General features: G+C 36.0%; 18 protein-coding genes. 16 read left to right on the top strand and 2 right to left on the bottom strand.

Annotated elements, in window-relative coordinates:
- Window positions 1-13 precede the first annotated feature (13 nt).
- From bfmBAA to ABH955_RS09745, 14 genes are all read left to right on the top strand, one after another.
- The gene (gene bfmBAA / locus ABH955_RS09810; RefSeq protein WP_002033961.1) at window positions 14-1,015 is read left to right on the top strand and encodes a 3-methyl-2-oxobutanoate dehydrogenase subunit alpha; all 1,002 of its coding nucleotides are present in this window, start codon (window positions 14-16) and stop codon (window positions 1,013-1,015) included.
- 13 nt (window positions 1,016-1,028) lie between these two features.
- On the top strand, window positions 1,029-2,012 hold the full coding sequence (bfmBAB, locus tag ABH955_RS09805) for a 3-methyl-2-oxobutanoate dehydrogenase subunit beta (protein ID WP_000290070.1): 984 nt from the start codon (window positions 1,029-1,031) through the stop codon (window positions 2,010-2,012).
- A gap of 15 nt (window positions 2,013-2,027) precedes the next feature.
- The gene (locus ABH955_RS09800) at window positions 2,028-3,350 is read left to right on the top strand and encodes a dihydrolipoamide acetyltransferase family protein (RefSeq protein WP_404445282.1); all 1,323 of its coding nucleotides are present in this window, start codon (window positions 2,028-2,030) and stop codon (window positions 3,348-3,350) included.
- 340 nt (window positions 3,351-3,690) lie between these two features.
- Window positions 3,691-4,869: an FtsW/RodA/SpoVE family cell cycle protein gene (locus ABH955_RS09795; RefSeq protein ID WP_113937097.1), complete on the top strand. Its 1,179-nt coding sequence runs from the start codon at window positions 3,691-3,693 to the stop codon at window positions 4,867-4,869.
- A gap of 106 nt (window positions 4,870-4,975) precedes the next feature.
- Window positions 4,976-5,680 (top strand): DUF421 domain-containing protein, encoded by a 705-nt coding sequence (locus ABH955_RS09790; RefSeq protein ID WP_113937098.1) that lies wholly within the window; start codon window positions 4,976-4,978, stop codon window positions 5,678-5,680.
- A 69-nt stretch (window positions 5,681-5,749) separates the two neighbouring features.
- Window positions 5,750-6,214: an NUDIX hydrolase gene (locus ABH955_RS09785; RefSeq protein ID WP_404491074.1), complete on the top strand. Its 465-nt coding sequence runs from the start codon at window positions 5,750-5,752 to the stop codon at window positions 6,212-6,214.
- A gap of 122 nt (window positions 6,215-6,336) precedes the next feature.
- Window positions 6,337-6,744: a YjdF family protein gene (locus ABH955_RS09780; protein WP_002067071.1), complete on the top strand. Its 408-nt coding sequence runs from the start codon at window positions 6,337-6,339 to the stop codon at window positions 6,742-6,744.
- Between the two features lie 143 nt (window positions 6,745-6,887).
- Window positions 6,888-7,301 carry a BrxA/BrxB family bacilliredoxin gene (locus ABH955_RS09775; RefSeq protein WP_002015097.1) on the top strand — a complete coding sequence of 138 codons (414 nt, stop codon included), beginning with the start codon at window positions 6,888-6,890 and terminating at the stop codon, window positions 7,299-7,301.
- A gap of 250 nt (window positions 7,302-7,551) precedes the next feature.
- The gene (locus ABH955_RS09770; RefSeq protein ID WP_002192550.1) at window positions 7,552-8,331 is read left to right on the top strand and encodes a transporter substrate-binding domain-containing protein; all 780 of its coding nucleotides are present in this window, start codon (window positions 7,552-7,554) and stop codon (window positions 8,329-8,331) included.
- A 36-nt stretch (window positions 8,332-8,367) separates the two neighbouring features.
- Window positions 8,368-9,027, top strand: coding sequence for an amino acid ABC transporter permease (locus ABH955_RS09765; protein ID WP_404445277.1), 660 nt, complete (start codon window positions 8,368-8,370; stop codon window positions 9,025-9,027).
- Window positions 9,020-9,742 (top strand): amino acid ABC transporter ATP-binding protein, encoded by a 723-nt coding sequence (locus tag ABH955_RS09760; protein WP_404445274.1) that lies wholly within the window; start codon window positions 9,020-9,022, stop codon window positions 9,740-9,742. The genes ABH955_RS09765 and ABH955_RS09760 overlap by 8 nt, the downstream gene beginning before the upstream one ends.
- Before the next feature lie 100 nt (window positions 9,743-9,842).
- Complete coding sequence (locus ABH955_RS09755) at window positions 9,843-10,811, top strand: aromatic acid exporter family protein (protein ID WP_002033971.1); 969 nt, start codon at window positions 9,843-9,845, stop codon at window positions 10,809-10,811.
- A gap of 16 nt (window positions 10,812-10,827) precedes the next feature.
- Window positions 10,828-11,388: a L,D-transpeptidase gene (locus ABH955_RS09750; protein WP_002067076.1), complete on the top strand. Its 561-nt coding sequence runs from the start codon at window positions 10,828-10,830 to the stop codon at window positions 11,386-11,388.
- Between the two features lie 64 nt (window positions 11,389-11,452).
- The gene (locus tag ABH955_RS09745) at window positions 11,453-11,692 is read left to right on the top strand and encodes a DUF3894 domain-containing protein (protein WP_002088543.1); all 240 of its coding nucleotides are present in this window, start codon (window positions 11,453-11,455) and stop codon (window positions 11,690-11,692) included.
- Window positions 11,693-11,782: 90 nt separating this feature from the next.
- On the opposite strand, the gene prli42 is transcribed toward ABH955_RS09745, so the two are convergent.
- Complete coding sequence (prli42, locus tag ABH955_RS09740) at window positions 11,783-11,875, bottom strand: stressosome-associated protein Prli42 (RefSeq protein ID WP_000549036.1); 93 nt, start codon at window positions 11,873-11,875, stop codon at window positions 11,783-11,785.
- A 188-nt stretch (window positions 11,876-12,063) separates the two neighbouring features.
- On the opposite strand from prli42, the gene ABH955_RS09735 reads away from it, so the two are divergent.
- Window positions 12,064-12,609: a GNAT family N-acetyltransferase gene (locus ABH955_RS09735; RefSeq protein ID WP_002015105.1), complete on the top strand. Its 546-nt coding sequence runs from the start codon at window positions 12,064-12,066 to the stop codon at window positions 12,607-12,609.
- A gap of 127 nt (window positions 12,610-12,736) precedes the next feature.
- Entirely contained in the window at window positions 12,737-13,855 is a 1,119-nt protein-coding gene (locus ABH955_RS09730; protein WP_404445267.1) for a tripeptidase T, read from the top strand.
- Between the two features lie 52 nt (window positions 13,856-13,907).
- Here ABH955_RS09730 and ABH955_RS09725 read toward each other — a convergent pair whose 3' ends face one another.
- Entirely contained in the window at window positions 13,908-14,114 is a 207-nt protein-coding gene (locus tag ABH955_RS09725) for a hypothetical protein (RefSeq protein WP_000809197.1), read from the bottom strand.
- Between the last annotated feature and the right edge of the window lie 132 nt (window positions 14,115-14,246).

The following is a 14,246-nucleotide window of genomic DNA, read 5'->3' as shown; positions in this document are numbered from 1 at the left end:
GAGGTTATGAAAAATGGCAGAAGTAAAAGAAAAGCGCCATGAAGAGCTTGGCTTAAGTGATGAGCAAGTATTAGAAATGTTCCGTACGATGTTACTTGCACGTAAAATTGACGAACGTATGTGGTTATTAAACCGTGCAGGTAAAATTCCATTCGTAATTTCTTGTCAAGGACAAGAGGCTGCACAAGTTGGAGCGGCGTTCGCTCTTGATAGAGAGAAAGATTATGCATTACCATACTACCGTGATATGGGTGTTGTACTAGCGTTTGGTATGACAGCTAAAGAGCTTATGTTGTCTGCTTTCGCAAAAGCTGGAGATCCAAACTCTGGTGGTCGTCAAATGCCTGGTCACTTCGGTCAAAAGAAAAATCGTATTGTTACAGGATCATCACCAGTAACAACGCAAGTACCACATGCAGTTGGTATTGCACTAGCTGGAAAAATGGAGAAGAAAGATTTAGTAACGTTCGTTACATTCGGAGAAGGCTCTTCAAACCAAGGTGACTTCCATGAAGGAGCAAACTTTGCTGGTGTACACAAACTACCTGTTATTTTCATGTGTGAAAATAACAAATATGCAATCTCTATTCCAGTTGAAAAACAATTAGCATGTAAAAACGTATCAGATCGTGCAATTGGTTACGGCATGCCTGGATATACAATAGACGGAAACGATCCGCTTGCAGTATATAAAGCTGTAAAAGAAGCAGCAGACCGCGGTCGTCGTGGTGAAGGTCCGACTTTAATTGAAGCAGTATCATATCGTTTGACAGCACATTCTAGTGACGACGATGATCGTGTTTATCGTGATAAAGAAGAGGTAGAAGAAGCGAAGAAAAAAGATTCAATTATAACATTTGCAGCTTATTTAAAAGAAGTTGGTGTGTTAACTGAGGAATTTGAAAAACAAATGCTAGACGAAATTATGCATATCGTAAATGAAGCAACAGAATATGCAGAAAATGCTCCGTATGCAGCACCTGAAGATGCATTGAAGCACGTATACGCAGAATAGGGGGGAACGTTTCATGGCTGTAATGTCTTATATTGATGCTATTACATTAGCAATGCGCGAAGAAATGGAACGCGATGAGAAAGTATTCGTTTTAGGAGAAGATGTTGGTAAAAAAGGTGGCGTGTTTAAAGCGACACACGGTTTGTATGATCAATTTGGTGAAGATCGTGCGCTTGATGCACCGCTTGCAGAATCTGCAATTGCTGGGGTAGCAATTGGTGCGGCAATGTATGGTATGCGTCCAATCGCTGAAATGCAGTTTGCTGATTTCATCATGCCAGCAGTAAACCAAATTGTTTCTGAGGCAGCAAAAATTCGTTATCGTTCTAACAACGATTGGACTTGTCCAGTTACAATTCGTGCACCATTCGGCGGGGGTGTTCACGGTGCATTGTATCATTCACAATCTGTAGAAGCGATGTTTGCAAACCAACCAGGTTTAAAAATTGTTATCCCTTCTACACCATATGATGCAAAAGGCTTATTAAAAGCTGCAATTCGTGATGAAGATCCAGTATTATTCTTTGAGCATAAGCGTGCATATCGCTTAATTAAAGGTGAAGTGCCAGAAGATGACTATGTATTACCAATCGGAAAAGCAGATGTAAAACGCGAAGGTGATGATATTACTGTTATCACTTACGGATTATGTGTTCACTTTGCTCTTCAAGCAGCTGAGAAGTTAGCACAAGATGGAATCTCTGCACACATTCTTGATTTAAGAACGGTATATCCGTTAGATAAAGAAGCGATTATTGAAGCGGCTTCTAAAACAGGTAAAGTTCTTCTTGTAACAGAAGACAATAAAGAAGGAAGTATTATAAGTGAAGTGGCAGCAATTATTGCTGAAAACTGTCTGTTTGATTTAGATGCGCCAATCGCACGTCTTGCAGGTCCAGACGTTCCAGCAATGCCATATGCACCAACAATGGAAAAATTCTTTATGGTAAATCCAGATAAAGTTGAAAAAGCAATGCGTGAACTTGCGGAATTTTAATCGGGGGGACTATACATGGCTGTAGAAAATATCACAATGCCTCAGCTCGGGGAGAGCGTTACAGAGGGTACAATTAGTAAATGGCTCGTTAATGTTGGCGATCACGTAAACAAGTATGATCCGCTTGCAGAAGTAATGACTGATAAAGTAAATGCTGAAGTACCATCTTCTTTCACTGGTATTGTGAAAGAGCTAATAGCTGGCGAAGGTGAGACGTTAGCTGTAGGTGAAGTAGTTTGTGTTATTCAAGTAGAAGGCGCAGATGAAGTAGCAGCGACAGCTGTTGAGGAAAAAACAAAAGAAGAACCAAAGGCAGAAGTAGCTACGCCTGAAAAAGCACCGAAAGCAAAACAACCAACTGATGGAAAACCACGTTTTTCACCAGCTGTTTTAAAACTTGCGGGTGAGCATAATGTTGATTTAGATTTAGTAGAAGGTACGGGAGCAAATGGCCGTATCACTCGTAAAGATATTTTAAAGCTAGTGGAATCTGGAAATATTCCGCAAGCAGGTGCGAAGAAAGAGGAAGCTGTAGCGGTAGCAGCAGTAGTAGAAGCGCGTCCAGAAGCACCAAAAGCAGCGCCAGTAGCACAAAAAGTAGAAGCTGCAAAACCAGTTTCTGTACCAACAATGCCTGGCGATATCGAAATTCCGGTAACAGGTGTGCGTAAAGCAATTGCAGCGAACATGTTACGCAGTAAACATGAGGCACCTCATGCTTGGATGATGATTGAAGTAGATGTGACAAACCTTGTATCATACCGTAACTCAATTAAAGGCGATTTCAAAAAGCGTGAAGGCTTTAACTTAACGTTCTTTGCTTTCTTCGTAAAAGCAGTAGCACAGGCGTTAAAAGAGTATCCTCAAATTAATTCAATGTGGGCTGGCGATAAAATCGTTCAGAAGAAAGATATTAACCTTTCTATCGCTGTTGCAACAGAGGAAGAACTATTTGTACCAGTAATTAAGCACGCGGACGAAAAAACGATTAAAGGCATCGCTCGTGAAATTACAGAGCTTGCAGGAAAAGTACGTACGAAATCGTTAAAAGCGGACGAAATGCAAGGCGGAACATTTACAATTAATAACACAGGATCATTCGGTTCTGTTCAATCTATGGGTATTATTAATTACCCACAAGCGGCTATTTTACAAGTTGAATCAATTGTAAAACGCCCAGTAATTATGGATAATGGTATGTTCGGTGCTCGCGACATGGTTAACTTATGTTTATCACTTGATCACCGTGTACTAGATGGCTTAATTTGTGGTAAGTTCTTAGGACGTGTAAAAGAAATTTTAGAAAATACGTCAGAAAATAATACATCTGTATATTAATAAAAAGCTCGCTTATGCGAGCTTTTTATCATCTTATTTCTTCATTTGCATCCTACTATATGTACAACACTTTTCCCAGTAATCTTACAATGAACGATTATGTATTAGAAATTTACGAAAATACATTGCTGATATATGGTATATAGATATAAAATAAGAAAAGAATAATTTTTTTGGCAAATCTTACTGATGAAACTGTAGTATAATATATTGTATTGTATGAAAAAGAGAGTTATTCTATATAAGTGTTTTATAGATAATGTGTAATCAGTCGTCAAAACATGAAGAATGTTGACTCCTGGTTTTTTATTTTGCTGTAACAATGTTTCAGGAGGATGTCATGAAAAGAAGTACCGAGTTTCTAAAAAGTTTAGATGTAAAATTAATTTTAATTTTGTGTGCATTTTGTGTTATAAGTATAACTGCTATATATAGCAGTCAGCAAACCGGACAGTATGGAGATGCAAACTTTGCTATGAAGCAGGGAGTTAACTACATAATTGGGGTTGTATTGTTACTTCTTGTTGCTAGCATCGACTTAGATCAGTTGCAAAAATTGTCTTGGCCGCTTTATATTGCTGGGTTTGCTTCACTTATTCTTTTGAAAGTATTACCAGCATCAGGTTTCACACCTGAAAAGTTAGGGGCAAAAAGGTGGTTCGTTTTTCCAGTACTTGGACAAATTCAGCCATCCGAGTTTTTCAAAATCGCATTGCTTCTTGTAGTAGCAAGTATAGCAGTGAAGCATAATGCACAGTATATGGCAAGGACATTCCAAACAGATTTAAAATTAGTAGGTAAAATTATGCTAGTATCCCTCCCGCCTATGGCCGTTGTATATAGCCAACCGGATACAGGTATGGTGTTCTTATATGCAGCAGCTATCGCATGTATTTTATTTATGTCAGGAATTCAAAAGAAATTAATTGCGTTATGTACAGTCATTCCGGTGACCATATTGTCTACATTAATATTTATATTTGTAAAATATCCAGATTTCTTCTTTAATAAATTAGTTACTTTGTTAAAACCTCACCAACAATCACGTATTATAGGTTGGCTAAATCCATTTGAGAATGCAAATGAAGGCTATCAAACACAGCAATCGATTTTAGCTGTAGGTAGTGGAGGTATGGAAGGGAAAGGATTCGGTGAAGGGAACGTCTATATTCCAGAGAAACACACTGACTTTATTTTCGCTACAATTGCCGAAGAAGGTGGATTTATAGTAGCGGCGTTAGTTGTGTTCTTGTTCCTATTACTACTATATCGAACAATTATTATCGGTTATTCTGCTGATAATTTATTTGGTACATTATTATGTGCTGGATCAATAGGAATACTAACGGTTCAAATATTCCAAAACATCGGTATGATCGTTGGATTAATGCCTGTAAAAGGTATCGCATTACCTTTCTTATCATATGGGGGAAGTTCCTTATTTTCGAATATGATTATGATGGGGCTCATATTATCGGTACGGAAAACGTATAAAAAATATATGTTTTCAGTTAAGTAAAAAAGCTAGTTCGTGTAAAAACGAACTAGCTTTTTTACATATATGCCCTTAAACGTTGCAAACTAAGACAGAATAGCAGTTTGAGACGGGTAAGGAGTGCAAAGTGATGCATATGCATATTTTTGAAGGAGCACGGCATCTATCTAATGGTGAATGGGTTATTCGAGCTATCATAGCATACATATTTTTAATATTAGTTGCGAAAGCGATGGGACAAAGGTCCATCGCACAACTTCGTTTTTTAGATGTCGTATTAGTATTATTGCTTGGTGGGAATATTTCTAACGCATTATCTGATGAAAAAGTGGGGTTACTCGGCTCGATGATTACAACGTTCATACTCGTTGTACTTCACATTATAAGCTCAGTCTTAATGTTGAAATGGGATAGATGGAGACGCTTTTTAGAGCCAGCACCTATTATTCTTATACACAATGGTTCCATTGATTTTAGCAATTTGAAAAAAGCGAGAATTACGGTGGAATATTTATTTTCGGAAATTCGTATGCGAAATGTGAGCGATATTCAAACGATTAAATTAGCATTGTGGGAAGCGAATGGTGTTGTTTCTATATTTCAGTATCCAGAATATGAAGCAGTTTCGCGGCTTGATCTGAAAGTGGCGGGAAGAAGATCTCCAGTTTCTTTTGTATTAGTAAAGGATGGGAGGATTCAGCAAGATGTTCTAGCTTTAGTAGGAAAAACAGAAGAGTGGGCGAAAGAGTGTTTAGAGAAGAGTGCAGAAATCGAATCCATTATGTTAGCTACAGTAGATGAAGCGCATAAAATAAATGTTTTGTTAAAAAAATGAAAAATATACGCATTTTGTCGTTTCATACATATGATACAATAGTGTGGACAACGAAAAAGGAGGGATACGATGGGATATGTAGAGGAATTACGAAAAGTAGTTGGTCATCGCCCTTTAATTTTAGTTGGTGCTGTTGTACTCGTTATAAATGAAAGTGGATATGTATTATTACAGCAAAGAACAGAGCCGTACGGAAAATGGGGGTTGCCTGGCGGGCTAATGGAGCTTGGTGAATCACCAGAAGAAACAGCTTACCGTGAAGTATATGAAGAGACAGGAATAGAAGTAAAGAACCTCCGATTAATCAATGTATTTTCTGGAGCGAACTATTTTTCAAAATTAACAAACGGTGATGAGTTTCAATCCGTAACGACAGCCTATTATACCGATGAATACGAAGGGAATTTTGTTATGAATAAAGAAGAAGCGGTTCAGCTTAAATTCTTCCCGGTGACAGAGCTACCTGATTATATTGTAGGATCGCATAAAAAAATGATTGTTGAATATATGAAAATTATGGAAAGAAATATATAATAATATTGGAAGAGATACAAAAACACAGTTCTGGTCGGTAGTCCAGACGCATGATTTCATGTCAGTAACCTTCCCCTCCGGGATGTCCAGTATTTCTAATTTTTTTAAAGGAGGGGCTGTCAATGGATTTGACAGTATATCACGATGGTCAATTTTTTGTAGGAATTATTACGCATAAAGAAAAAGAGAAATTGTATGGAGCGAGGTATATTTTTGGGATGGAACCTTCAGACGAGGAAGTACTTATATTTGTGAATGGTCCGATGTTAGCATATTTCCAGTACTTTGCAAAATGCGGTGTGGAAGTTAAAGAAAAACAGCGTCCAAAAAATATAAAGCGTATCATACGACAAGCGGCAAAAGAAGTAAATGTAAAACGTTTTACTAAGGCACAAGAAGCAATTAGTTTATCTTATGAACTGCATAAACAAGAACAGAAAGTGCAATCTAAGGAGAAACGGGAAGCTGAAAAGCAGAGAAAACGTTTTATAAAAGTACAAAAAGCAAAGCAAAAACATCGTGGTCATTAAAGAAAAGGTGTTAGAACAGGGCTCTAACACCTTTTCTATGCTGAAATACAAGTAAACTTACTTGTATTCTCTAAACATTAACTGGTAAGATACAAATAGGTAGAATTAGAGGAGGGAAAAGATTGATTAACTTTAACTTTTTTATGAATGATGTTGTCCGTCAAGCGCGTGAAGAGATTGTCTCTGCGGGATATACAGAATTGACGACACCAGAAGCAGTCGAAGAAGCATTTAAAAGAAATGGTACAACACTTGTAATGGTAAACTCTGTATGTGGTTGTGCAGGTGGCATTGCTCGTCCTGCTGCTGCACATTCCGTACATTATGATAAACGCCCTAACCACCTTGTAACGGTATTTGCGGGTCAAGATAAAGAAGCAACAGCAAGAGCTCGTGAATATTTTGAAGGATATCCACCTTCATCTCCATCATTTGCGTTATTGAAAGATGGAAAAATTGTAACGATGGTAGAACGTCATGAAATTGAAGGTCATGAACCAATGCAAGTAATTGCAAAACTACAATCTTATTTCGAAGATAATTGCGAAGAACTATAGGGAAGAGAAAAAGGCGGTATGTCCACGATCAAGTGGGTGTACCGCCTTTTTTATTTAGTTTTTAAAATAATTAAACATGCAGGAAATTGTTATTTTATGCATGTTTTTATGCATTGACAACAGCTTTAATGCTGTTTTTGTATTTATTTTTATTTTAAATATTGCATAAAAATGAAAGTGCTGATACAATACAAACATCGAATAAATACTCTATTAAACTTTTAAATATACATTATTAGGGGGAAGAAAGATGAAGAAGTTATTATCAATATCATTTGCACTTATTTTAATTGTAAGTATGTTCAGTGCTTGTAGTAATGGGGAAGAAAAGGCTACTGGAAAAAATAAAAAAGTACTCGTTATGGGGACTTCAGCAGACTATAAACCGTATGAATACGTGGAAGCTTCAAAAAGTGATGAAATTATCGGCTTTGATGTTGATATTGCCAAATATATCGGAAAAGAACTTGGATACGAAGTGAAAGTGAAAGACATGGATTTCGGCGGATTATTAGCATCTCTTAATTCAGGAAAAGTTGATTTCGTTATGGCGGGTATGACGCCAACTGCAGAGCGTAAAAATAATGCTGATTTCACAGATATTTATTTTGTTGCAAAAAATATGATCGTTTCAAAAAAGGGCTCTAATATTAAATCGTTAGAAGATTTAAAAGGGAAAAAAGTAGGAGTACAAACAGGATCAATTCAAGAAGAAAAGGCAAAAGAATTTCAGAAACAAGTCGATTTCAAAGCTGAGGGACGTGACCGTATACCAGAAATCGTACAAGAAATTAAAGCTGGTCGTTTTGACGCTGCAATTATAGAAGACACAGTTGCAAAAAATTATTTAGAAAAAATGAAAGAACTACAAGGAATTGAAATTCAAGAAGCACCAGAAGAAGTAGGTGCAGCAATTGCTCTTCCGAAAAATAGTGATAAAACAGAAGAATTTAATAAAGTAATTAAGAAAATGCAAGAAAATGGAGAAATGGATAAATTAGTGAAGAAATGGTTTGGCAGCGGAAAATAAGCTGCCTTTCACTTTTCTGTGAGGGGAATGAAAAGGATGAATCTAGATTTTTCGGCAATTACGCCTTCAATACCATATATATTAAAGGGATTAGAAGTTACATTGAAAATTGTAGCTGCATCAGCTGTGGTAGGATTTATTTTAGGAACGTTATTAGCACTTTGCAAAATTGCTAGAATACGAGTATTAAATATTGCAGCAGATATATATACTTCAATATTTCGTGGTACACCACTAGTATTACAATTAATGATTATTTATTTTGGTGTTCCGCAAATGATTGGATATGAGATACCAGCCTTTTTAGCAGCTGTACTTGCATTTAGTTTAAATTCAGGTGCATATATGTCAGAAGTAATTCGTGCCGGCATTCAAGCGGTTGATAAAGGACAAACAGAAGCAGCTATGGCTTTAGGGATTCCTTACGGGAAAATGATGAAAAATATTATTTTTCCTCAAGCTTTAAAAAATATATTACCAGCACTTGTAAATGAATTTGCGACTCTTACGAAAGAATCGGCTGTAGTAACTGTAATTGGAGCCACAGATTTAATGCGCCGTGCTTATATTGTAGGTGGTGAAACATTTAAATATCTTGAACCATTACTGTTTGTTGGACTTATTTATTATATGTTAGTCATTATTCTTACATTAGTCGGGAAAGCCATTGAAGGGAGAATGAAGAAAAGTGATTAAAGTTGAAAACCTTCATAAATCATTTGGGAAAAATGAAGTATTAAAAGGAATTACAACAACGATTGAGAAAGGAGAGGTTGTTGCAATTATTGGACCGTCTGGATCTGGAAAGTCAACGTTTTTACGTTGTATGAATGTATTAGAAGCGCCGACAGATGGTCACATTTGGATTGGAACGGAAGAAGTAACGAATCCGAAAACAAATATTATGCACGTTCGTGAAAATGTCGGAATGGTATTTCAACATTTTCACTTATTCCCTCATATGACTGTATTAGAAAATATTACGTATGCTCCTATCAATGTAAAAGAAGTAACGAAGCAAGAAGCTGAAAAAAAAGCTGAGAAACTTCTAGAAAAAGTGGGGTTATTAGATAAGAAAGATGCATATCCAAATCGTCTTTCAGGAGGACAAAAGCAGCGTGTAGCAATTGCAAGAGCGTTAGCGATGGAACCGGAAGTTATGTTATTTGATGAACCGACCTCTGCGCTAGATCCAGAAATGGTGAAAGAAGTGTTAGAAGTTATGAAATCATTAGTTACGACAGGAATGACGATGGCAATCGTTACACATGAAATGGGATTTGCAAAAGAAGTAGCAGACCGTGTTCTCTTTTTAGATGGTGGAAAGCTCGTAGAAGATAGTAATCCGGAAGAGTTTTTTACAGCACCCAAAAGTGACCGTGCAAAAGAATTTTTGCAAAAGATATTGTAATATGTGAAGGGTACGTGAATAATAGGTAGAAAAGGATGACATTGCGTCATCCTTTTTTTATACTATTTTTAAATACATTTATACATATAGGAGTAATGATATGTTTAAAATTGGATATAGAACAGTGAAAACAGCGCTTGGAACGGGAGCGGCAGTTTTTATTGCTCAGTTATTAGGATTAGAATTTTATAGTTCAGCTGGTATTTTAGTCATTTTATGTGTGCAAAATACGAAACGAAAATCCGTTCAAGTATCGTTGCACCGTTTTTTAGCTTGTGTATTATCGATGGTATTTGCGTTTTGTATTTTTGAAACGATTGGTTATACACCACTTGCGATTAGCGTATTACTGCTTACCTTTATTCCAACTGCAGTTATGTGCAAAATTCAAGAAGGGATTGTCACGAGTTCGGTTATCGTTATGCATCTGTATTCATTAAAGCAAATTACATGGTCTATAGTTGGTAATGAAATTGCTATATTAACGATTGGAATTAGTGTCGCTTTATTAGTAAACATGTACATGCCAAGCAGTGAGAATAAACTGAAAGAGTATCAAGGAAAAATAGAAGAGCATTTCAGAACGATTTTGTTTGAAATGGTCGTTTATTTACGGAATCGAGATAGTAATTGGAGTGGGGCCGAATTAATTGAAACAGAAATGATGCTGAAAGAAGCGAAAGATTTATCATTTAAAAAACTTGAGAATGAATTTATGCGTGAAGATGACTATTATTATCGGTATTTTGATATGCGTATGCAACAATTTGAAATTTTGGAGCGCATGATACCATTAGCTGCATCACTATCTTGGACGTATGAACAAGCTGATATGATTGCAGACGTAATTGAAAATATAGGGAATTCTATTCGACCTGAAAGTACAGGGGTCATTTCGTTAAGACAACTTCAAGAAATGCGAGAAGTATTTAGAGAAATGCCTTTACCAGTCTCGCGAGAAGAATTTGAAATACGTGCAAAACTTGTTCAACTTGTTTATGAGATGGAGCAATATTTACTCATTAAAAGTCGTTTTAAGGGAAAGGATAATATAAAAGAACTTATTTAGAAGGTAGGAACTATATATGCCGTATCTTCTTTCTTTAGTATTATGTCTTTCTCTATCACCGATCTGGCCTCTTGGTGATAACCCACGTGCTGGAGATCCTTTTATAATTGTAAATAAAGCAACGAATAAACTAGCTTACATCGATGATGGGAAGATCCAAAAGGTTTTTCCAGTAGCGACAGGGAAAACAAATGAATTAACCCCAGAAGGAACCTTTGACATTGTATTGAAGGCGAAGGATCCCTATTATATTGCGAAGGATATTCCTGGGGGCTCTCCAAAAAATCCACTTGGATCGAGGTGGATGGGATTTAATGCAAGAGGAACGGATGGAAGTAAGTATGGGATACACGGGACAAACCAGCCTAGTTCAATTGGAAAATATATTTCGCAAGGATGTATAAGAATGAAGAAACATGATGTGGAATATTTGTTTGATCGTATTCCAATTGGAACAAAAGTATCGATTGTGAAATCGAAAAAAACATTTCAGCAATTGGCGAAGGAAAAAGGGGCCATAGTATTTGGAAAAGTCAACGAAACGGTTGGCTTTTTCTTTTATTATAAGTTGTCTTGACATGTGTACATAACCATGCGTTAATGAGAATATATAAAGATAATTGAGTAAAGGGGTTGCTCATATGTATTTAAATCCAAAAATTTCTTACATGCAGTTTTGTGTTGGTTTTCTATTTGTTATTACATTCATATTGGCAACTTTTAATATATGTTCTTACGTTGTAGCGATTGTATTTATGGCATTACTCAATCTTACTTTTGTTATTGGGGCATTTCAGCAGAAACAATATACAAGTTTTGTAATAGCACTTGTAATGGCTTTTTCCTTTAGCATTGTAGCAATTGTAATATATATAAAATAAAATGTTCATTACAAGATAGACTATCTCGATTTCGAGATGGTCTATTTTGTATGTGTAAGCAGTAAAAAAAGGACGAGTGAATCGTCCTTTTTACCAAAACATACTTGCGCCAGTAAGTAATGTTGTTACAAGCATAGAAATTAACATTATATAAACCATAATTTTTTGAGCTTTTTTATGCATCGTTAAACCTCCTTGCAAATCAGTACAATTTCATTGTAACGAGAAATGAAATTGTGGACAAGGGGAGAGAAAGGACAAAATTCGGGAAGGGGGTGCAAAATATTACAGGAAATTTGAGCATACGTAGAGAATATGTTAAAAGATAGATTATTAATTTTTTGTTATGCAAGCTGAAGAATGGAGATACAATGATGAAAATATACGAGACAGATCGTTTACATTTAAGAGAAATTGATGAGTCGTATGCGGAAAAAGTTCTTCAATATTACGACAAAAATCGTGAATTTTTAAAAGCGTGGGAAGAGTATAGACCGGAGGGTTTTTTCACGTTAGATTATCAAAAGAAAAAGTTACAAAAGGATAGAAAAGAGTTCGCGGAAGGCAAGATTATCAGGCTTTGGATTTTTAAAAAGGGTGATGATACAAAAATTATTGGATGTATTTCATTTAATCTAATTGTTCGCGGAATTTATCAATCTTGTGTACTCGGTTATAAATTAGATAAGGAAGAATTGAATAAAGGTTACACAACAGAAGCGCTTAGAAAAGCAATTCAAGTTACCTTTGAAGAATTTCATTTACATCGTATAGAAGCACCAATTATGCCACGAAATTTAGCATCTATACAAGTAGTGACGAAGATAGGATTTCAATATGAAGGTGTATCTCGAAAAATGCTAATGGTAAATGGCATCTGGGAAGATCATATGCGCTGGGTATTGTTAAACGAGTAATAGAAGGCAGATGGGTATCTAGATGTGTTAACCATCTGTTTTTTGTCTTGTATTTCGAAACTTTTGCGAAATTCTGTTATAATTAATGTAGTTACATACATAATGGTAGTGCAGGAGGCGCAGTCTTATGATTAATCAAGAACGTTTAGTAAATGAATTTATGGAGTTAGTACAAGTAGATTCTGAAACGAAATTTGAAGCAGAAATTTGCAAAGTGTTAACAGAGAAATTTACTGCTTTAGGTGTGGAAGTATTTGAGGATGACACGATGGGTGTGACTGGTCATGGTGCAGGTAACTTAATTTGTACTTTACCAGCAACAAAAGACGGTGTTGATACAATTTATTTCACTTCTCATATGGATACAGTAGTTCCTGGTAATGGAATTAAGCCTTCTATTAAAGATGGGTATATCGTATCAGATGGTACTACAATTTTAGGAGCCGATGACAAAGCTGGATTAGCATCTATGTTTGAAGCGATTCGTGTCTTAAAAGAGAAAAACATTCCTCATGGTAAAATTGAATTTATTATTACAGTTGGAGAAGAATCTGGTCTTATTGGCGCAAAAGCGTTAGACCGCGAGCGCATTACAGCAAAATATGGTTATGCATTAGATAGTGATGGAAAAGTTGGTGAAATTGTAGTTGCAGCGCCAACACAAGCGAAAGTGAATGCGATTATTCGCGGGAAAACAGCTCATGCTGGCGTAGCACCAGAAAAAGGTGTATCTGCAATTACTATCGCAGCAAAAGCAATCGCAAAGATGCCACTTGGTCGTATCGATTCTGAAACAACTGCAAATATTGGACGTTTTGAAGGTGGTACACAAACAAATATCGTTTGCGATCATGTTCAAATCTTTGCAGAAGCTCGTTCTTTAATAAATGAGAAAATGGAAGCACAAGTTGCAAAAATGAAAGAAGCATTTGAAACAACTGCAAAAGAAATGGGTGGTCATGCAGACGTTGAAGTAAACGTTATGTATCCAGGATTTAAGTTTGCTGCTGGCGATCACGTTGTAGAAGTTGCGAAACGTGCAGCTGAAAACATTGGTCGTACGCCTTCTCTTCACCAAAGTGGTGGCGGAAGTGATGCGAACGTAATCGCAGGAAATGGTATCCCAACAGTTAACTTAGCAGTTGGTTATGAAGAAATTCATACAACAAATGAAAAAATTCCTGTTGAAGAATTAGCGAAAACAGCAGAATTAGTTGTAGCTATTATCGAAGAAGTAGCGAAGTAAGTAATAAAGTCAAAAAGACGCGTGAACCAATTATGGTTTACACGTCTTTTTTTTATTTTGATTCAATTGCTTTCACAAGGCGGATAAGCCAATATAAGAAGACCCATGGAAGTACATAAGTTGTTGTAAAACGTATGAAATGAGAGAAGATTCCTAAAGCGTAAATGTTAATGTTAAAAAGGGGAAGTAACAAATAATTAATCGCAAGGATTACTATAATAATAATAAATACATAATTGAGTTTATTATGTTGTTTCATAACGATTCATCTCCTTTACAATAATATCCATTTGTTACGTACAGTATAACAAAAAATAGATAGAGAAAAGCCAATAATTATTATAAAGTGTAAAGAAATTTGATATAATGAAGGAACAAATGTTCTTTGAGG

It is taken from the genome of Bacillus sp. RC240 (genome assembly GCF_044907945.1).
GTDB lineage: Bacteria > Bacillota > Bacilli > Bacillales > Bacillaceae_G > Bacillus_A > Bacillus_A mycoides.
Note: the sequence above shows the minus strand (reverse complement) of the source record. Positions and strands in the feature narration are given on the sequence as shown.